The sequence below is a fragment of the Pseudonocardia kongjuensis genome, assembly GCF_039526905.1.
In the GTDB taxonomy this organism is placed as follows: Bacteria; Actinomycetota; Actinomycetes; order Mycobacteriales; family Pseudonocardiaceae; genus Pseudonocardia; species Pseudonocardia kongjuensis.
This window is the reverse complement of record NZ_BAAAJK010000049.1, coordinates 33079-51464: the sequence shown is the minus strand read 5'-3', so window position 1 is coordinate 51464 and position 18386 is coordinate 33079. Positions and strand designations below refer to the sequence as shown.

General features: G+C 74.6%; 15 protein-coding genes. 8 read left to right on the top strand and 7 right to left on the bottom strand.

The window, feature by feature from the left end; genetic code table 11:
- Nucleotides 1-113 precede the first annotated feature (113 nt).
- Complete coding sequence (locus tag ABD160_RS28535) at nucleotides 114-482, top strand: helix-turn-helix domain-containing protein (protein WP_344028208.1); 369 nt, start codon at nucleotides 114-116, stop codon at nucleotides 480-482.
- Nucleotides 483-665: 183 nt separating this feature from the next.
- Nucleotides 666-1517: a PspA/IM30 family protein gene (locus ABD160_RS28530; RefSeq protein WP_425563676.1), complete on the top strand. Its 852-nt coding sequence runs from the start codon at nucleotides 666-668 to the stop codon at nucleotides 1515-1517.
- A gap of 136 nt (nucleotides 1518-1653) precedes the next feature.
- Here the strand turns inward: ABD160_RS28530 and ABD160_RS28525 are convergent, their stop codons facing one another.
- The 5 genes from ABD160_RS28525 to ABD160_RS28505 form a co-directional block, all read right to left on the bottom strand.
- Nucleotides 1654-2469, bottom strand: coding sequence for a DNA-formamidopyrimidine glycosylase family protein (locus tag ABD160_RS28525; protein ID WP_344028205.1), 816 nt, complete (start codon nucleotides 2467-2469; stop codon nucleotides 1654-1656).
- An 85-nt stretch (nucleotides 2470-2554) separates the two neighbouring features.
- Nucleotides 2555-4087, bottom strand: coding sequence for a glycosyltransferase family 39 protein (locus ABD160_RS28520; RefSeq protein WP_344028202.1), 1533 nt, complete (start codon nucleotides 4085-4087; stop codon nucleotides 2555-2557).
- Between the two features lie 140 nt (nucleotides 4088-4227).
- Nucleotides 4228-4611, bottom strand: coding sequence for a DoxX family protein (locus ABD160_RS28515; protein WP_344028198.1), 384 nt, complete (start codon nucleotides 4609-4611; stop codon nucleotides 4228-4230).
- A gap of 54 nt (nucleotides 4612-4665) precedes the next feature.
- Nucleotides 4666-9600 (bottom strand): ATP-dependent helicase, encoded by a 4935-nt coding sequence (locus ABD160_RS28510; RefSeq protein WP_344028195.1) that lies wholly within the window; start codon nucleotides 9598-9600, stop codon nucleotides 4666-4668.
- A gap of 84 nt (nucleotides 9601-9684) precedes the next feature.
- Complete coding sequence (locus ABD160_RS28505) at nucleotides 9685-10194, bottom strand: hypothetical protein (protein ID WP_344028192.1); 510 nt, start codon at nucleotides 10192-10194, stop codon at nucleotides 9685-9687.
- 42 nt (nucleotides 10195-10236) lie between these two features.
- Between ABD160_RS28505 and ABD160_RS28500 the strand changes: the two genes are divergently transcribed.
- Nucleotides 10237-11529, top strand: coding sequence for an MFS transporter (locus tag ABD160_RS28500; protein WP_425563677.1), 1293 nt, complete (start codon nucleotides 10237-10239; stop codon nucleotides 11527-11529).
- Nucleotides 11530-11625: 96 nt separating this feature from the next.
- Here the strand turns inward: ABD160_RS28500 and ABD160_RS28495 are convergent, their stop codons facing one another.
- A complete protein-coding gene (locus ABD160_RS28495; RefSeq protein ID WP_344028187.1) occupies nucleotides 11626-11787 on the bottom strand; it encodes a hypothetical protein in 162 nt (53 codons plus the stop codon).
- Between the two features lie 77 nt (nucleotides 11788-11864).
- Here ABD160_RS28495 and ABD160_RS28490 point away from each other — a divergent pair, with 77 nt between their 5' ends.
- The 3 genes from ABD160_RS28490 to ABD160_RS28480 all read left to right on the top strand — a co-directional run bounded on the left by ABD160_RS28490 (nucleotide 11865) and on the right by ABD160_RS28480 (nucleotide 14583).
- Complete coding sequence (locus tag ABD160_RS28490; RefSeq protein WP_344028184.1) at nucleotides 11865-12059, top strand: DUF3046 domain-containing protein; 195 nt, start codon at nucleotides 11865-11867, stop codon at nucleotides 12057-12059.
- A gap of 251 nt (nucleotides 12060-12310) precedes the next feature.
- Complete coding sequence (gene recA, locus ABD160_RS28485; RefSeq protein ID WP_344028181.1) at nucleotides 12311-13363, top strand: recombinase RecA; 1053 nt, start codon at nucleotides 12311-12313, stop codon at nucleotides 13361-13363.
- 2 nt (nucleotides 13364-13365) lie between these two features.
- Nucleotides 13366-14583: a regulatory protein RecX gene (locus tag ABD160_RS28480; protein WP_344028177.1), complete on the top strand. Its 1218-nt coding sequence runs from the start codon at nucleotides 13366-13368 to the stop codon at nucleotides 14581-14583.
- Nucleotides 14584-14641: 58 nt separating this feature from the next.
- Here the strand turns inward: ABD160_RS28480 and ABD160_RS28475 are convergent, their stop codons facing one another.
- Nucleotides 14642-15601, bottom strand: a complete 960-nt coding sequence (locus tag ABD160_RS28475; protein WP_344028174.1) for a LysR family transcriptional regulator — start codon at nucleotides 15599-15601, stop codon at nucleotides 14642-14644.
- An 87-nt stretch (nucleotides 15602-15688) separates the two neighbouring features.
- On the opposite strand from ABD160_RS28475, the gene ABD160_RS28470 reads away from it, so the two are divergent.
- Nucleotides 15689-16399 carry a succinate dehydrogenase cytochrome b subunit gene (locus tag ABD160_RS28470; protein WP_344028172.1) on the top strand — a complete coding sequence of 237 codons (711 nt, stop codon included), beginning with the start codon at nucleotides 15689-15691 and terminating at the stop codon, nucleotides 16397-16399.
- A 4-nt stretch (nucleotides 16400-16403) separates the two neighbouring features.
- Complete coding sequence (locus ABD160_RS28465) at nucleotides 16404-18380, top strand: fumarate reductase/succinate dehydrogenase flavoprotein subunit (RefSeq protein WP_344028169.1); 1977 nt, start codon at nucleotides 16404-16406, stop codon at nucleotides 18378-18380.
- The last annotated feature ends 6 nt before the right edge of the window (nucleotides 18381-18386 follow it).

The window sequence follows — 18386 nt, the reverse complement described above, 5'->3', positions numbered from 1 at the left end:
GGCGGACACGGACACCCGGGTTCGGCCGCGCCGCCGGGGCCGGAGAGTCGGTACGGTGATTCGCACCGGGCCCCGGCATCGCGGTGCCGCCCGGGCCGAGTCGAGGAGGGCACATGCTGCTTCGGGAAGCGATCGGCAGTGGTCTGCGACGCGCGCGGACCGCGCGCAGGCGCACGCTGCGCGACATCTCCCGGGGCGCTCGGGTCAGCCTCGGTTACCTCTCCGAGGTCGAGCGCGGCCGCAAGGAGCCCTCCAGCGAGCTGCTGGCGGCGATCTGCGAGGCCCTCGGGATCACCGTCGCCGATCTGCTGGCGTCGGTGGTCCGCGAGATGAGCACGGACCTGCGTGCCGGCACCCGCGCCGCCGACGAGGTGCTGGTCCCGATCGGGCAGCGACACGCCGAGCTGCGCCTCGCCGGGCGGCCCGGTGCGGGCCCGGCCGTCCCGGCGTCGTCCGGGGGGCCGGTCGCCTCGGCGGCATGATCCGCCGCGTGACCACCGGCTCGTCACGGTAGGGTGCGCGCGTACTGGCAGCGGTGCCAGGATGGAGAGGGCCGGAGCGCCAGTGCCGACCGCCGGGGGGAACGCGGGGTCGGCACGGTCCGGTGCGCCCGCCGCGGAGCGGGCACGGTCGTGAGCGAGCCCCACCCGGAGGTAGGCGGAGAGATGGCCAACGGATTCACCAAGGCCTGGAGCTATCTGATGGCCCTGTTCTCGTCGAAGGTCGACGAGTACGCGGACCCGAAGGTGCAGATCCAGCAGGCCATCGAGGACGCCCAGCGGCAGCACCAGCAGCTGTCCCAGCAGGCCGCGGCGGTGATCGGCAACCAGCGTCAGCTGGAGATGAAGCTGAACCGGCAGCTCGGGGAGATCGAGAAGCTGCAGTCCTCGGCCAAGCAGGCGCTGGTCCTGGCCGACCAGGCGCGGTCCCAGGGCGACGAGCAGAAGGCCCAGCAGTACGAGCAGTCGGCGCAGACGTTCGCCACCCAGCTGGTGACGGCCGAGCAGGGCGTCGAGGACCTCAAGACCCTGCACGACCAGTCGATCGGTGCCGCCGAGCAGGCCAAGCAGGCCGTCGAGCGGAACTCGATGGTGCTGCAGCAGAAGATCGCCGAGCGGACGAAGCTGCTCAGCCAGCTCGAGCAGGCGAAGATGCAGGAGCAGGCGGCGAACTCGCTGCGCCAGATGAGCGAGCTGTCGGCGCCGCGCAACGCCCCGTCGCTGGACGAGGTCCGCGACAAGATCGAGAAGCGGTACGCGAACGCGCTCGGCTCGGCGGAGCTGGCCCAGAACTCGGTGCAGGGCCGGATGCTGGAGGTCCAGCAGTCGACCACCGACATGGCGGGCGCGTCCCGGCTGGAGCAGATCCGGGCGTCGATGTCCGGGGCGCCGATCGCCGGGGAGCAGGCACCGCAGGTCGGTCAGGGCGAGCACACCACGCAGCAGCTGCCGTCGTCGCCGGCGCCGGCCCAGCAGCCCAACCCCACCCAGCAGCAGAACCAGCCCGGCACCGCCTGAGCCGCAGCAGCCGACGCCCCGCCCCCGGTCCCGGGTGGCGGGGCGTTCGCACGTCCGGGGAGACCGCACCCGTTCGCGTCGGTCCGCACCTGCTGCGACGGGTGTGAACCGACGCGAAGGGGTGCGATCCGCGGGGTCAGCGGCGGGCGCGGCGGGGGGAGGGGCCGTGCTGGCAGCGCGGGCACCAGTAGGTGACCCGGGCGTAGGGCGGCTCGCCCTGCTCGGCGGTGCGGATCCGGGCGCGGCACCGGCGGCACGGCCGGCCGGGGCGCTCGAACACCCAGTGCGCCTCGCCCGCGGCGAGCGAACCGGTGGTCGTCTGCTCCGGCCGGTCCTTGTTGGACGACAGCAGCCGCCGGGACAGCGCGACCACCCCCGGCAGGTCGGGGACCTCGCGCACCGGCACCCACGGCGTCACGCCCAGCAGGAAGCAGATCTCGTTGCGGTAGAGGTTGCCCAGCCCGGCCATCACCCGCTGCTCCAGCAGGGCGAGGCCCAGCTCGTGGTCCCCGCGGGCGGTGAGCCTGCGCAGTGCCTCGGCGTCGTGGCCGCCGGCCCAGTCCGGGTCGAGCAGGTCCGGGCCGAGGTGCCCGACCAGGGTGTGCTCGTCGGCGGTCGGGAGGAGTTCCAGGTCGTGCAGCGCGAACCCGACGGCGACCCGGTCCGCGGTCTCCAGCACCGCGCGCGCCTGGTGCGCCGCGCGCTGCCAGCGCATCCCGGGCCGGTACAGGTGCCAGGACCCGTCCATCCGGAAGTGGCTGTGCAGGCTGCGGCCGTCGTCGAGCCGGGTGAACAGGTGCTTGCCGACCGGGACGACACCGGCGACGGTCAGCCCGGCGAGATCGTGCTCCACCAGCCGCGGGTGCCGCAGCTCCCCGCGGACCAGCCGGTGCCCGGCCAGCGCCGCGTGCATCCGCTTCCCGGCCAGGTACACGGTGTCTCCCTCGGGCACCCGGACGACGCTACGCCGCACCGGTGATCGCCGCCTCGTGGCGGATCGGTGCCACCGCCGGCACCGGTCCACCACCAGGCGATGATCAGCCGACGTCCAGCGTCCGCAGCTCCGGCCACACCTGCGACCAGGGGCGGGCCAGGCCGGAGCCGGTCCACACCGGGATGCCCGGGCTGCCCGGCGGCAGCAGCGTGTCCCCGGTGTCCGAGACCCCGGCCCGGTGCAGCCCGGTGATCGCCGGCGCGATCGTCTCCGGCCGCTCCCCGACGAAGATCACGCTGTCCCGGTCATCCGGCGGCGGATCGAGATAGCCGTAGCTGCGGCTCCCGCTGACGACCGGCGGGAGGTCCGTGCCCGGCGGCGCGGTGTCCAGGAAGGCCGCCCAGATGTAGGACTCGGCGACGACCACCGTCCGGTCCCGCTGCTCGGCGGGCATCTCCGTCCAGACCTGCCGGACGGCGGCGATCACGCCGTCCTGGATCCCCGGTGCGGCGAGCTGCGCGGAGACCGGCACGGTGACCGCGGCGGCCAGCACCGACAGCACCGCGCCCGGCCACACCGTCCAGGACCAGCGCCGGTGCCCGGACTCCCGCCGGTGCTGGAAGCCCACGGCGCCCAGCGCGGCGAGCGCGCCGTGCAGCCCGCCCAGGTAGTACGGGCGGCCCGCCATGATCACGAACAGCAGCCACAGCGCGCCGAAGGTCAGCGCCAGGAACCCGTAGCGGCGCAGCCGGGGATCGCGCACGGCGAACACCAGCCCGGCGACGACGAGCACCAGCCCGGTCACCCCGGCCATCCACAGCAGGCCCAGCGCGACACCCGGCCGGCCGCCGTAGAGCGCCTCGGCCTCGGCGGTGACCACCGCTCCCATCCGCAGCTGCGGCCAGCCGTGCGCGGCCTGCCAGAGCAGGGTGGGCGCCACGATCACGGTGGCGACGGCGGCGGACACCCACAGCGCCGGCCTGCCCAGCAGGTCGCGCGGGCCGACGGCGAGCACCGCGAGCAGCAGCACCACCGCGAACAGCAGCACCTGGAACTTGACCTGCCCGGACAGCCCGAGGACCGGCCCCAGCGCGAGCAGCAGCCGGTCGTCGCGCACCCGCATCCAGCGCACCACCAGCCAGACCAGGACCAGCCAGCCGAGCGGTTCCAGGGTGTAGGGCGTCAGCCAGTGCCCGGCCAGCGTCACCCAGATCCCGGTGGCCTGGGCGAGCGCGGTGAGCGTCTGCGCGCGCCGGTCGCCGCCCAGCTCGCGGGCGATCAGCGCGGCGACGACGACGGCGGCCGCGGTCGCCAGCGACGGCACGATCCGCAGCACCGCGATCGATCCGGGGGCGACGGTGTCGGCGAGCCGGGCGAGCAGCGGCGCCCCGGGCGGCTGGTCGGCCGATCCCCAGTCGAGATGGTGCCGGCCGAGGGCGAGCATCAGCGCCTCGTCGAACCAGTAGCCGCGCCCGAGCGACCCCGCGACCAGGTGCACCGCGGCGACCGCACCCGCGATCAGGCCGACCGGCCACCGGGCGAGCCGTGGGACGGCCGCCGCCGTGCCGGTGCCCGGTCCGGGCCGCCGCCCCGCCGCCAGCACCGCCGTGAGCGCCGCCGTGACTCCTGCCCTCATCGCTGTGCCCCCTCCGCGAACGCGCCGGACGTCGGTCCTCCGGCGGGAGCAGTCCACCCCGGGGCACGACGCCGGCGCGGCGGGCATCGGTCGGCGGCCGCCGGGCGAACGTCGTGCTCGGCCCGACTTTGGTCGAGGGCTCAGCGACCCCGGTCGGGCCGGGCGATCCGCAGCGCCCACCACACCAGCGGGATCTGCAGCGGGAGCCGGGCCCAGGCGACCACCCGGTACGCCGGCGGCTTGCGGCGCCAGCGCAGCGCCATCGAGACGTTCGCCGGGAACACCGCGGCGAACAGCCCGGCCGCGGCGTACCCGCCGATCCGCCGGGTCCGCGGATGCGCGACGGCCGCCGCCACCGCGCCCTCGGCGGCACCGGAGGCGTAGGTCCAGAACCGCGGGGTGCCGGGCAGCCGCTCCGGGACGATGGAGTCGAACGGCTCGGGACGCACGACGTGCAGGACGGCGGCGGTGCCGAGCAGCCCGGCGAGCGCGTACGCGGTGCGGTCGGGGGAGCGACGGGTCATCGGGTGATCGTCGCAGGGGCGGGCCGGTCCGGCAGCCCGGGACGGCGGCGGGTGTCAGGCCCGCAGCCGCAGCCCCTTCGGCGTCACCCGGAACCCGGCCTCGGTGAGCACCTCGGACAGCTCGGAGGCCAGCGAGTCCTGCCCGTCGGCGCGCTCCACGGCGAGCGACCCGAGCCAGCCCTCGTGCACCGCTCCGGCCAGCACCTCGGCGGCGGCGCGCAGCTCGTCGCGATCGCCGGTGAACGACAGCAGCGAGCGGCCGCCGCGCTCCACGTACAGCGCGGGGACCCCGTCGACCAGGGCGACCAGCGCGCCGGCCTTGCGGCCCGGACGGTGCCGGGAGTCGCCGGTGGTGTCCGGCCACGGCAGCGCGGCGCCGTAGGGCTGGGCCGGGTCGGCCGCGGCGAGCACCACCCGGGACAGCGAGCGCCAGGCGTCCTGCACCGGGGCGGGGCGGCCGGCGGCGGCGCCGTCGAACTCGTCGTACCGGCCGGCGCCGGAGAACGCGCTGCCGCGCAGCAGGTCCGCCGGGACGTCGTCGCCGGGATCGGGGTCCGGGCCGGGGTCCGGGCCGGGGCCGCCGCCGGACGCGGCGAGCGCCCGCACCCGGTCGATCGCCCCCGGCACCGCGAACTGCGCGGCCCCCAGCCCCTCGACGATGTAGCCGCGCCGGCAGCGCCCGGACTCCTCCATCGCCCGCAGCACCTTGTACACCCCGGCGAACCCGCCGGTGACCCGCTCGGTGCCGAGCGCGCCCCGGGTCAGCACACCGTGCCGTTCCAGGAACGCCTCCGCCGCCGCGTGCGCCCGCCGGGTCGGGTCCGCCTCCCGGGCGACCGCGACCGACCAGCGGCCACCGACCGACGGCGGCCCGGTCCGGCTCGGCATCGACGGCCGCCCGGCCCGCAGCTGCGCGTACCGGCCGCGCGGCGCGCGACGGGCCGGACGGTGTGCCGCGCCGGACCGCCCGGCCGAGCCGCGCCGGTTCCCGCCGCCGGACAACCGGGCGCGCAACGGGCCGAGCGTGTCGTTGGTCAGCGCTCCGGCCCAGACCAGGTCCCACACGGCGGCGACCACGTCGTCGTCGGACGGGGTGGGTTCGCCCTGCTCGGTGAGCGCCAGGCCGGCCCGGGTGGCGAGCTCGCGGAAGAACAGCGCCCCGCCGGCCTGCTCGGCGGCGCGGTCCGGGTCGGTCAGCGCCGCCGGATCGGACAGGCCGAGCGCGGCGAGCACCGCGGTGTGCAGCGGCGTGCCCGCGGTGTCCAGGTCCGGGGCCGGTAGCAGCAGGTCCGCGACGTCGGACGGGGCCAGCGCGAGCCAGCCGTCCTGCCCGGCCAGCGCCCCGCAACCGGCCCAGGTGACCTCGCCGGCCGCGGTCAGCTCGTCGAGCAGCGCCGGGGTGTAGCCGGGCAGCCGGGCGGGCAGGATCAGCGACTCCACCGCGCTCGCCGGGAGCGGCGTGCCGGCCAGCTGCTCGACGACGCCGAGCACGTCCTCGGCGCCGGGTGCCCGGCGGACCCGGCCGCGGCGCTCGGACCCGGACCGGACCTGCACGCCCTGCCAGGCGGGCAGGAACCGGCCCAGCGCCCGCTGCTCGACCGGCTCCACCTCGTGCCGGAGCTTCGCCAGGGACGCCCGCCGCAGCCGGCGCAGCACCTCGGCGTCGCAGAACTCGGTCTCGCTGCGCACCCCGGCCGGGACCGACGCCTGTGGCCGCAGCTCGCCCTTCACCAGCCGCCCGGTCCCGGTCAGCCGCTCCAGCACCCCGGCGACCACGGCGACCCCGAGCCCGAACCGCGCCGCGCACTCGCCGGCGGTGAAGGGGCCGTGCGTGCGGGCGTAGCGCAGCACGAGATCGCCCAGCGGGTCGGCGACCGGCTCGGTGAACGCCTCCGGCACCCCGACCGGCAGCGCCGCGCCGAGCGCGTCCCGGATCCGGCCGGCGTCCTCGATCGCGACGAACCGCTCCTCGCCGGCGATCCGCACCCGCAGCGCGCGCCGCGCGCCCGCCAGCTCGTCGAACCACGCCGGGTCGACGCCGCGGGCCCGCCCGTCGGCTGCGGACAGGTCCCCGACGAAGCGGAGCAGATCGGCGGCGCCCTCGACGTCGCGGGCGTGCCGGTCCGGCGCGGTGCGCTGCAGCGCGGCCTCGACCTCGGCCAGCACCTCCGGATCGAGCAGCTCGCGGATCGCCTCCGAGCCGAGCAGCTCGGAGAGCAGCGTCGAGTCCAGCGACAGCGCCGCGGCCCGCCGCTCGGCCAGCGGGGCGTCGGCCTCGTAGAGGAACATCCCGACGTAGCCGAAGAGCAGGCTGCGCGCGAACGGCGAGGGGTGCGCCGTCTCGATCTCGGCGACCTTCACCTTCCGGGAGCCGATGTCGCCCATCAGCTCGCGCAGGCCGGGCAGGTCGTAGACGTCCTGCACGCACTCCCGCATCGCCTCGAGGGTGATCGGGAACTGCTCGAACTTCCCGGCCACCGACAGCAGCTGCGCCGAGCGCTGCCGCTGCTGCCACAGCGGGCTGCGCCGCCGCGGGTCCCGCCGGGGGAGCAGCAGTGCCCGCGCCGCGCACTCCCGGAACCGGGACGCGTACAGCGCCGAGCCGCCCAGCTCGGCCACCACGATCTGCTCGATCTCGCCGGGATCGAGCAGCACGTCCTCGGCGCCCGGGACGACCTCGGAACCGGAGTCGTCGACGGCGTCCGGCAGCCGGAGCACGATGCCGTCGTCGGCCCCGGACGCGCTCACCTCCACCCCCCGCCGCTCGCGCATCCGGGCCGCGATCGCCAGCGCCCACGGCCCGTTGACCTGGGCGCCGAACGGGGAGTGCACGACGAGCCGCCAGTCGCCCAGCTCGTCGCGGAACCGCTCGACCAGGATCGTCCGGTCGCTCGGCACGTGCCGGGTGGCCTCGCGCTGCTCGCGCAGGTAGGAGAGCAGGTTGTCCTGCGCCCACTCGTCCAGGCCGGCGGTGGCGGCCCGCTCCCGGGCGGCCTCCTCGGCGAGCCCGGACATCTCCCGCACGAACGCGCCGACCGCCCGGCCCAGCTCCAGCGGCCTGCCGATCGACTCGCCCTTCCAGAACGGCATCCGGGCGGGCACCCCGGGCGCCGGGGTGACGATCACCCGGTCGTGCGTGATGTCCTCCACCCGCCACGACGACGTGCCCAGCAGGAACGTGTCACCGACCCGGGACTCGTAGACCATCTCCTCGTCGAGCTCGCCGACCCGGGAGCCGGCCCCGTCGGCGCCGCCCGGGGTCATCACGGTGAACAGGCCGCGGTCCGGGATGGTGCCGCCGGAGGTCACCGCGAGCCGCTGGGCGCCGGGCCGGCCGCGCAGCTCGTCGGTGACCCGGTCCCAGGTGATCCGGGCGCGCAGCTCGCCGAACTCCTCGGACGGGTACCGCCCGGCGAGCATGTCCAGCACCGAGTGCAGCGCGGAGTCGGGCAGCGCCGCGAACGGGGCGGCCCGGCGGACCGTGGCCGCCAGATCGGACAGCGACCACGGCTCCATCGCCACCATCGCCACGATCTGCTGGGCCAGCACGTCGAGCGGGTTGCGCGGGTAGCGCGTCGACTCGATGGACCCGGTGGTCATCCGCTCGGCGACCACCGCGCAGGACACCAGGTCGCCCCGGAACTTCGGGAACACCACGCCCTCGGAGACCGCGCCGACCTGGTGGCCGGCCCGGCCGACCCGCTGCAGCCCGGACGCCACCGACGGCGGCGCCTCGACCTGCACGACCAGGTCTACGGCGCCCATGTCGATCCCGAGCTCCAGGCTGGACGTCGCGACCACGCAGGGCAGCAGACCGGACTTCAGCTCCTCCTCGACCAGGGTGCGCTGGTCGCGGGACATGGAGCCGTGGTGCGCCTTGGCGACGGTCGGCGCGGCGCCGCCGCCGACCCCGGACTGGCCGACCGCCTCGGCCGGGAAGACCGGCCGGTCCCCGCCCGCCGTGTCGGCCCCCGCCCGGCCGCCCGGCCCGGCCCGTTCGTCCTGCCCCGCCTGTGCTGCCTGTGCTGCCTGTTCAGCCTGTTCGGCCTGTTCGGCGGCCAGCTCGTTGAGCCGGGAGGTCAGCCGCTCGGCCAGCCGGCGGGAGTTGCTGAACACGATCGTCGAGCGGTGCGCGCGGACCAGGCCGAGCAGCCGCTCCTCGACCGCGGGCCAGATCGAGGGCCGCTGCGCGGTGCCCGCCGCGGAGCCGACGACCTCCTCGTCGGTGCTGCCCGGTGCCGGCCGCTCGTCCAGCGCGGCGAGATCGGGAACCGGGACCTGGACCTCGACCGTGATCGTCTTCGGAGTGGCCGGCTGCACCACCTGCACCGGCCGGGTGCCGGACAGGAACGTCGACACCTCGTCCACCGGCCGGACCGTCGCGGACAGCCCGATCCGCTGCGGGGAGCCCGTGGTGATCTCCTCCAGCCGCTCCAGGGACAGCGCCAGGTGCGCGCCGCGCTTGGTGCCGGCCACCGCGTGCACCTCGTCCAGGATCACCGTCGTGATCCCGCGCAGCGACTCCCGGGCGGCCGAGGTGAGCAGCAGGAACAGCGACTCGGGCGTGGTGACCAGCACGTCCGGCGGGGTGCGGGCGAACTGGCGGCGCTCGTCGGCCGGGGTGTCGCCGGTGCGCATACCGACGGTGACGTCGGGCACCGGATGGCCGAGCCGCTGCGCGGCCTGCCGGATCCCGGTGAGCGGGGACCGGAGGTTGCGCTGCACGTCCACCGCGAGCGCCTTGAGCGGTGACACGTACAGCACCCGGCAGCGGTGCCGGGGCTCCTCCGGCGCCGGCCCGGTGGCCAGCCGGTCGAGCGCCCACAGGAACGCGGCGAGCGTCTTCCCGGAACCGGTGGGCGCGACGACCAGCGCGTTGCGGCCGTGCTGGGCGGCCGCCCAGGCGCCCTCCTGGGCGGCGGTGGGCGCGGCGAACGCCCCCTCGAACCACTGGCGGGTGGCGGGGGAGAACCCGTCGAGTGCGCTCACCCGACCATCATGCGGGCGGGCACCGACAGTTTCCCGCCGAGCCCGTCCCGGGCTGTCCTGCCGAGCCCGCCCCGGGCTGTGGGGTCAGCTCGCGGTGCGGGCGTCGTCGGCGAGGGCGCGCGGCCAGATCCGGTCGTCGCCGGCCGCCCGGCCGGGGTACTCCGCGACCAGCCCGGCGACCGTCCAGACCATGGTCGGCAGGAAGTCCTCGCCGAGCGCCTCGACGTAGAGCGAGGTCTCCCGGGCGTTCGCCGGATCGACCAGCGGGGCGACGGTGTACCGGGCGCGCGCGGCGAACCGGCGGCCGAGGTGCTCGGAGACCCAGCCCAGCGCGCGGTCGGCGCGCCCGTCGTCGTCGGCGAGGGCGGTGCGTGCGGCGTCGTACCAGTCGGCGAGCACCAGGAAGGCCAGCGACCAGCCCGGCGGCGTCGCCTCGTCGGGCAGTTCGTCGTCGACCGAGGTCAGCTGCCGGACGGCGAACCGCGCGGGCTCCGGCCCCGGCTCGGCGAGGGTCTCGCGGACCGCTCCCTCCAGGACGTCGGACACCAGCCGGTACGCGTCCTCGATGCCCGTCCCGTCCTTCGTCCGTGCCATCGGTGCCGTCCTTCCCGCTCGTGCCGGTCGGGCGCGGAGCCTATCGGGCTGGCGCCGGACGACCGCGCGGGGCAGCATCCCGGCGTGACCGCCACGCCGCACCTGCAGGACCCCGCCCAGCGCCGGCTGCTGGTGGTGCTCGCCACCGGTCAGGTGCTCGGCGGGACGGCGGTGGCGACGTCGATCGCGGTCAGCCCGCTGGTCGCCGCCCGGCTGACCGGATCGCCGACGGTCGGCGGGCTGGCCTCGACCGCGATCGTGCTGGGCGCCGCCGGCGCCGCGGCGGTGGTCGCCCGGATCGCCCGGCGGCGCGGTCGTCGCCCGGCGCTGACCGGGGGATACCTGATCGCGCTCGTGGGGGCGATCGGTGCGGTGATCGGAACGGCCGCCGGCGCGGCCCCGGTGCTGCTGGTGTCGCTGGTGCTGATGGGTTCCGGGACGGCCGTCGGGCTGGCGGCCCGCTACGCCGCGACCGACCTGGCGGCGCCGGACCGGGCCGGCCGGGCGTTGGCGCTGGTCGTCTGGGCGACGACGGTCGGCGCGGTCGCCGGGCCGAACCTGCTCGGCCCGCTGCAGGACGTCGCCGCCGGGCTGGGGCTGGAACCGGCGGCCGGGCCGTACCTGCTGTGCGCCGCGGCGTTCGGCTGCGCCCTGCTGGTGAGCTGGGCGGGACTGCGGCCCGATCCGCTCACCCGGGCCCGCGAGCTGGCCGGTGACCCGGTCCCGGAGGACGGGCGGGACCGGCCCTCGACGCCGGTCCGGACCGTGCTGCGCGGCTCCCGTCCCGCGCTGGCCGGGGCCGCCGGGATCGTGCTGGGGCACGCCGTGATGGTCGGGCTGATGTCGATGACGCCGGTGCACATGGACCACGGCGGTGCCGCGCTGAGCGTGGTCGGCTTCGTGATCAGCATGCACATCGCCGGGATGTACGCGCTGAGCCCGGTGTTCGGGTGGCTCGCCGACAGGTTCGGCGCCGCGGCGGTGCTGGCCGGTGCGACGGTGACGCTGGTCGCCGCGGCGGCGCTCTGCGCGTCCGCCGCGCCCACCGCGACCGGGGTGCTGACCGCGGGGCTGGTGCTGCTCGGCCTGGGCTGGTCGGCGGCGCTGGTCGGCGGATCGGCGTTGCTGACGTCCGCGGTGCCGGTCACCGACCGGCCCCGGGTGCAGGGCTCGGTCGACGTGGCGATGAACCTGGCCGGTGCGGCGGCCGGCCTGGTGGCCGGGGCCGTGGTCACGGTGGCGTCCTACTCGGTGCTCGGGATCCTCGCGGCGCTGCTGACCGTGCCGTTCCTGCTGGTGGTGCTGCGCGCGGTGCCGCGCCCGGCCGCGGGCTGAGCGGTGCGACTCTCAGCGGCCCGGTGTCACGGCCCGGTGTCACGGCCCGGTGTCACGGCCCGGTGTCACGGCCTTGCGTCGCGGTCCGGTGGCCGGTCAGCGCTTGCGCTGCTGGTTCCACCAGCGCAGCAGCACGAACAGCGCGGAGAGCAGGGCCAGCAGCGAGACGATCTGCCAGGCCAGCGGCGAGCCGATGCCGGTCGTCGCGAGGACCTCGTCGGCGACGTCGACGGGCGCGGCGGCAAGCAGTTCGGACATAACTCCCATCGTACCGACGGCCGGGCGATGACGGGCGGGAGCCGCGCGCCCGCGCCCCGGGGCCTACCCTCGACGGTGTGCGGATGAGCCACTTCCGGGAGTTGATGGAAGGCGAGTTCGGGGCGGTGCGGGCGTCGTCGCTGTCCCGGGACCACGTGTTCGCCGAGCTCGACGGGCAGACCGTCGAGCAGGCGATCGAGTCGGGGATCGACCTGCGCCGGGTGTGGCGCGCGGTGTGCGACGCCTACGACGTGCCCGCCGCGCGACGCTGAGCCCGGTCCGGGTGGGCCGCGACGCCGGGTGACCGTTCGGCTCCCGGGGGCATCCGGTCGGCGTGTCGCCGTGTCCGCTCGAACGCGTGTTCGGCTACCGTTCCGGGTGGGAGACCGCAGCGGTTCCCGGTGAGTTGTCCACAGCTGCCGATCCGGCCGCCGAAACTGTCAGGGGTACCCCATACCGTTGCGGTGTGCCTCCCCGAAAGACAGCAGCAGGCCCCGATCGCACATCAGCGAGGAGTCAAGAGATGTCCGCTCCGGACCGCGAGAAGGCGCTCGAACTCGCCCTCGCCCAGATCGAGAAGAACCACGGCAAGGGATCGGTGATGCGCCTGGGCGACCAGACGCGCGCGCCGGTCAGTGCCATCTCCACCGGCTCCATCGCGCTCGACGTGGCGCTCGGGGTCGGCGGGATCCCGCGCGGCCGCGTGATCGAGATCTACGGCCCGGAGTCCAGCGGTAAGACCACGGTCGCGTTGCACGCCGTGGCGAACGCGCAGGCGGCGGGCGGCGTGGCGGCGTTCATCGACGCCGAGCACGCGCTCGACCCGGAGTACGCCAAGGCGCTCGGGGTGAACACCGACGAGCTGCTCGTCTCCCAGCCGGACACCGGCGAGCAGGCGCTGGAGATCGCGGACATGCTGATCCGCTCCGGCGCGCTGGACCTCATCGTCATCGACTCGGTGGCCGCGCTCGTGCCGCGCGCCGAGATCGAGGGCGAGATGGGCGACAGCCACGTCGGCCTGCAGGCCCGGCTGATGAGCCAGGCGCTGAGGAAGATCACCGGTGCGCTGAACAGCTCGGGCACCACGATGATCTTCATCAACCAGCTGCGCGAGAAGATCGGCGTGATGTTCGGGTCCCCCGAGACCACGACCGGCGGCAAGGCGCTGAAGTTCTACGCGTCGGTCCGGATGGACATCCGCCGGATCGAGACCCTGAAGGACGGCACCGACATGGTCGGCAGCCGGACCCGGGTCAAGGTCGTCAAGAACAAGGTGGCCCCGCCCTTCAAGCAGGCCGAGTTCGACGTGCTCTACGGCATCGGGATCAGCAAGGAGGGTTCGCTGATCGACGTGGGCGTCGAGCAGGGGATCATCCGCAAGTCCGGTGCCTGGTACACCTACGAGGGCGACCAGATGGGGCAGGGCAAGGAGAACGCCCGGAAGTTCCTCAAGGAGAACCCGGACGTCGCCGCCGAGGTCGAGAAGCGGATCAAGGAGAAGCTCGGGATCGGCGCCGTTCTCGACGCCGAGCAGGCCGCGCCGGTCGAGCCCCTCCCGGCCCCGGTCGACTTCTGAGCGTGCCCGGCGAGCACAACGGGTCCGCCGGCGGCGGACCGCCCGGCTCCGATGGCACGGAGACCGGCGGCACGGAGACCGGCGGCCCGGCGACCGGCCGGGCCCGCACCGTCTCGCTCGACGAGCTGTTCGGTGCGAGCCCGGCGGCGGAGGGTCCGGCTGCGGACCGTCCGTCGGCCGGCGGTCCGTCCGGCGATCCGTCAGCCGGCGATCCGTGGGGCGACGCCGGTCAGCGCGCCGTCCGGCTCGTCGACCCCACCCTGGATCCGGCCCTCGACCCGATCCTGGACCCGGCCACCGATGCCGCTCCCGATCCCGCCGCAGCCGGGCCGGGGGAGCCGGCAGACAGTGCCCCGGGAGGTCCGGAGCAGCCCGGCGGGCCCGGGCGGGTCGTGTCGTTCGAGGAGCTGAGCGCGGATGCCGGTGCGCCCGGAGCGCAGGCTCCCCGGATCGCCACGTTCGACGACGGGCCCGGGCGCCGCGCAGCCCCCCGCGGGGCACGGCGCCGGTCCGGCAGTGGCGAGCGGTCCGGTCAGACCGCTCGGCCCGATCAGCCCGCTCGGCCCGATCAGCCCGAGTGGTCCGATCGGTCTGATCAGTCTGATCGTTCCCGGCCGTCCGAGCGCTCCGGTGCCCGGCGCCGCCGCGCGGGCGGGCCGGCCGGCGGGTCGACGCCCGGGGGAACGCAGCGGGCCCGCACCCCGGTCGACGAGGAGGCCCGGGCGAAGGAGATCTGCCTGCGCCTGCTCACCGACCGGGCCCGCTCGGTCAAGGAGCTCGGCGATGCGCTGCGCCGCAAGGAGATCCCCGACGAGGTCGCGCGGCAGGTGCTGGACCGCTTCGACGAGGTCGGGCTGGTCGACGACAAGGCGTTCGCCGACCAGTGGGTCCGCTCCCGGCACCGGCATCGCGGACTCGGCAAGCGCGCGATCGCACTCGAGCTGCACCGCAAGGGGATCGACCGGGACACCGCGGACGAGGCCCTCACCGAGATCGACGACGACTCCGAGCGCGCCCGCGCCCGCGAGCTGGTCGTGCGCCGGCTGCGCAGCATGCCCGTCGGCTCCCGCGAGCAGCGCCAGTCCGCCGCGCGCAAGCTCGTCGGGATGCTCGCCCGCAAGGGCTACGGCCCTGGGGTCGCCTACGGCGTCGTGAAGGAGGAGATCGCCGCCGCCGGCGCGGACGTCGACGAGCTCGGTGAGGCCCCGCCCGACGACTGACGACACGGCCGGTCCGGCACCGCACCGAGCCAGGCTGCGTCGCGTCGCGCGGCCCACCTCACCCCAGCAGCTCCCGGCCGGTCCGGTGCCGGTGCAGCACCTGGACGTCGTTCGCCCCCGACCGCAGCGAGGCCGAGGTGTCCGACATGTGCTCCAGCAGGATGTCCGCGAACGCCGTCACGGCCGGCGTCGGTGCGATGTCCACACGCCGGGCCAGCGCCACGGTCCGGTGCAGGGCCGGGGTCAGCACGGTCCGGCGCAGCCGCGGCCGCCCGATGAACACCAGATCCGGTACCACCGCGACCCCGGTGCCGGCCTCGACCATCCGGAGCACCGCGTCCATCTGGCCGCCCTCCACCGCGATCCTCGGCGTCACCCCGGCCACCGCGTACGCGCGCAGGGTCACCTCCCGCAGGTCGTAGCCCTTCCGCACCATCACCAGGTCGTGCTTGGCGAGCTCGGGGACCGAGATCGTCCGGCGCGCGGTCAGCGGACGCCGGGCGCGCGGGGACGCCACCGACAGCCGTTCGCGCAGCAACGGGGCGCTGTGCAGGGCCGGATCGACCCCGTCCGGCGGGACGATCACCAGCGCGATGTCCAGCTCGTTGCGGACCAGCGAGGTCTCCAGCGGCTGCGAGCCGTCCTCGGCCAGCTCGACGTGGATCTCCGGGTGCCGGGCGTGGAACACCCGCAGCACGTCCGAGAGCACCCCGATGCACAGCGACGGCGTCGCGCCCACCCGGACCCGCCCGCTGCGCAACCCCACCATCTCGGCCACCGTTGTGCGCACCATGTCCGAGTCGGCCAGCATCCGCCGGGCCAGCGGCAGCACCACCTCACCGGCCGGGGTGAGCGTGACCACCGAGCCACGGTTGATCAACGGGGCCCCCAGCTCCTGCTCCAGCGCCCGCAGCGACCTGCTGAGAGTGGGCTGCGCCACCCCGACCTGGTCGGCCGCACGAGTGAAGCTGCGCACGTCCGCCAGGGCGACGAAGTACATGAGCTGCTGAAGTGTCACGTGCATAGCCTACGGCTATGACAGTAGGCCGCTCGATGCATTGGACGGCCACGGGTGTTGCTATGTCCACTGGACGCTGTGGTCACGATGTCCGACAAGTCCCGGGCGGGCGGCGCAGCCGAGCCCCGGCGTCCCCGAACGCCCAGCGCGTTCCTGAAATTCGTGATGGCGGTGAGCGGCGTCTTCCTGCTGCTCTACGTCGTCCTGCACATGATCGGCAACCTGAAGATCTTCTTCGGTCCCGAGTCGATCGACGAGTACGCGGCCTGGCTGCGCACCCTGCTCGAGCCGGCCCTGCCCTACGGCGGGATGCTGTGGATCGTCCGGGTGGTGCTGCTGGTCTCGGTGATCGCGCACATCTGGGCGGCGACCGTGCTCACGCTGCGCGCGCGGCGGGCCCGGCCGATCAAGTACGCCGGTGGCTCGCACCAGGTGAAGGGCAGCTACGCGGCCCGCACCATGCGCTGGGGCGGCGTGATCATCGTGCTGTTCGTCGTCTACCACATCCTGGACCTCACGGTCGGTGTCGCCAACCCGAACGGCGTGCACCTGGAGGCGTACAACAACATCAGCGCCGGGTTCGCCCCGGACCGCTGGTACGTCACGCTGTTCTACGTCCTCGCGGTGGTCGCGCTCGGACTGCACGTCCGGCACGGCATCTTCTCCGGGATGCAGACGCTCGGATGGTCCTCGAACACCCGGGAGCGCACCATCAAGACGGTGGCCACGGTGTTCGCCGCCGTGCTCACCCTGGGGTTCATCTCGGTGCCCCTCGCCGTCACGTTCGGAGTGGTCTGAATCCATGCCTGACAAGACTGACGCCCCCACCCACCACGTGAGCTACGCCGACTACACGGTCGGCGACCAGGTCGTCGACAAGGCCGTCCCGTCCGGCCCGATCGAGACCCGCTGGGAACGCCGCCGGTTCGGCGTGAAGCTGGTCAACCCGGCGAACAAGCGGTCCAAGAAGATCATCGTCGTCGGGTCCGGCCTGGCCGGCGGCGCCGCGTCGGCCACCCTCGGCGAGGCCGGGTACCAGGTCAAGACGTTCTGCTACCAGGACAGCCCGCGTCGTGCCCACTCGATCGCCGCGCAGGGCGGTATCAACGCGGCGAAGAACTACCGCAACGACGGCGACAGCGTCTACCGGCTGTTCTACGACACCGTCAAGGGCGGCGACTTCCGCGCCCGCGAGTCGAACGTGCACCGGCTCGCCGAGATCAGCCGGCAGATCATCGACCAGTGCGTCGCGCAGGGCGTCCCGTTCGCCCGCGACTACGGCGGCCTGCTCGACACCCGCTCGTTCGGCGGCGTGCAGGTCTCCCGCACCTTCTACGCCCGCGGGCAGACCGGCCAGCAGCTCCTGATCGGGGCGTACCAGGCGCTGGAGCGCCAGGTCCAGGCCGGCACCGTCGAGATGTTCGCCCGGCACGAGATGCTGGAGCTGATCGTCGTCGAGGGCCGGGCGCGCGGCATCGTCGCCCGGGACATGATCTCCGGCGAGATCCAGGTGCACACCGCCGACGCGGTGGTGCTCGCCTCCGGCGGCTACGGCAACGTCTTCTACCTGTCGACGAACGCCAAGGGCTGCAACGTGACCGCGTCCTGGCGGGCGCACCGCAAGGGCGCGCTGTTCGCGAACCCCTGCTTCACCCAGATCCACCCGACCTGCATCCCGGTCTCGGGTGACCACCAGTCGAAGCTGACCCTGATGTCGGAGTCGCTGCGCAACGACGGCCGGGTCTGGGTGCCGAAGCGGCTCGGCGACGACCGCGGCCCGAACGAGATCCCGGACGAGGAGCGCGACTACTTCCTGGAGCGCAAGTACCCGGCGTTCGGCAACCTGGTGCCCCGCGACATCGCGTCCCGGGCCGCCAAGGAGGTCTGCGACGAGAAGCGCGGCGTCGGACCGGGCGGGCTCGGCGTCTACCTCGACTTCGCCGACGCCATCAACCGGCTCGGCCGCAAGGCGGTCGAGGCCAAGTACGGCAACCTCTTCGAGATGTACGAGCGGATCACCGGGGAGAACCCGTACGAGGTCCCGATGCGGATCTACCCCGCCGTGCACTACACGATGGGCGGCCTGTGGGTCGACTACGACCTGCAGTCCACCGTCCCGGGGCTCTACGTCGGCGGCGAGGCGAACTTCTCCGACCACGGCGCGAACCGGCTCGGCGCCTCGGCGCTGATGCAGGGCCTCGCCGACGGCTACTTCGTCCTCCCGGTGACGATCGGCGACTACATCGCCAAGCACAACCTGGAGCCGGTGCCCGACGACGCGCCCGAGGTCGTCGAGGCCGTGAAGTCGGTGACCGACCGGATCGACAAGTTCCTGTCGATCAACGGCACCCGGACGGTCGACTCGTTCCACCGCGAGCTCGGCCAGATCATGTGGGACTACTGCGGCATGGAGCGGACCGAGGACGGCCTGCGCAAGGCGCTGGACCGGATCCCCGAGCTGCGCCGCGAGTTCTGGAACAACGTCAAGGTGCCCGGCACCGGCGCGGAGCTCAACCAGAGCCTGGAGAAGGCCGGCCGGGTGGCCGACTTCCTCGAGCTCGGCGAGCTCATGTGCCTGGACGCGCTGGTGCGCCGCGAGTCCTGCGGCGGCCACTTCCGTGGCGAGAGCCAGACCGAGGACGGCGAGGCGCAGCGCGACGACGAGAACTTCTCCTTCACCTCGGCCTGGGAGTACACCGGCCGCGGGCAGGCGCCGGTCCTGCACAAGGAGGAGCTCGTCTTCGAGTACGTGCACCCGACCCAGCGCAGCTACAAGTAAGGCGAG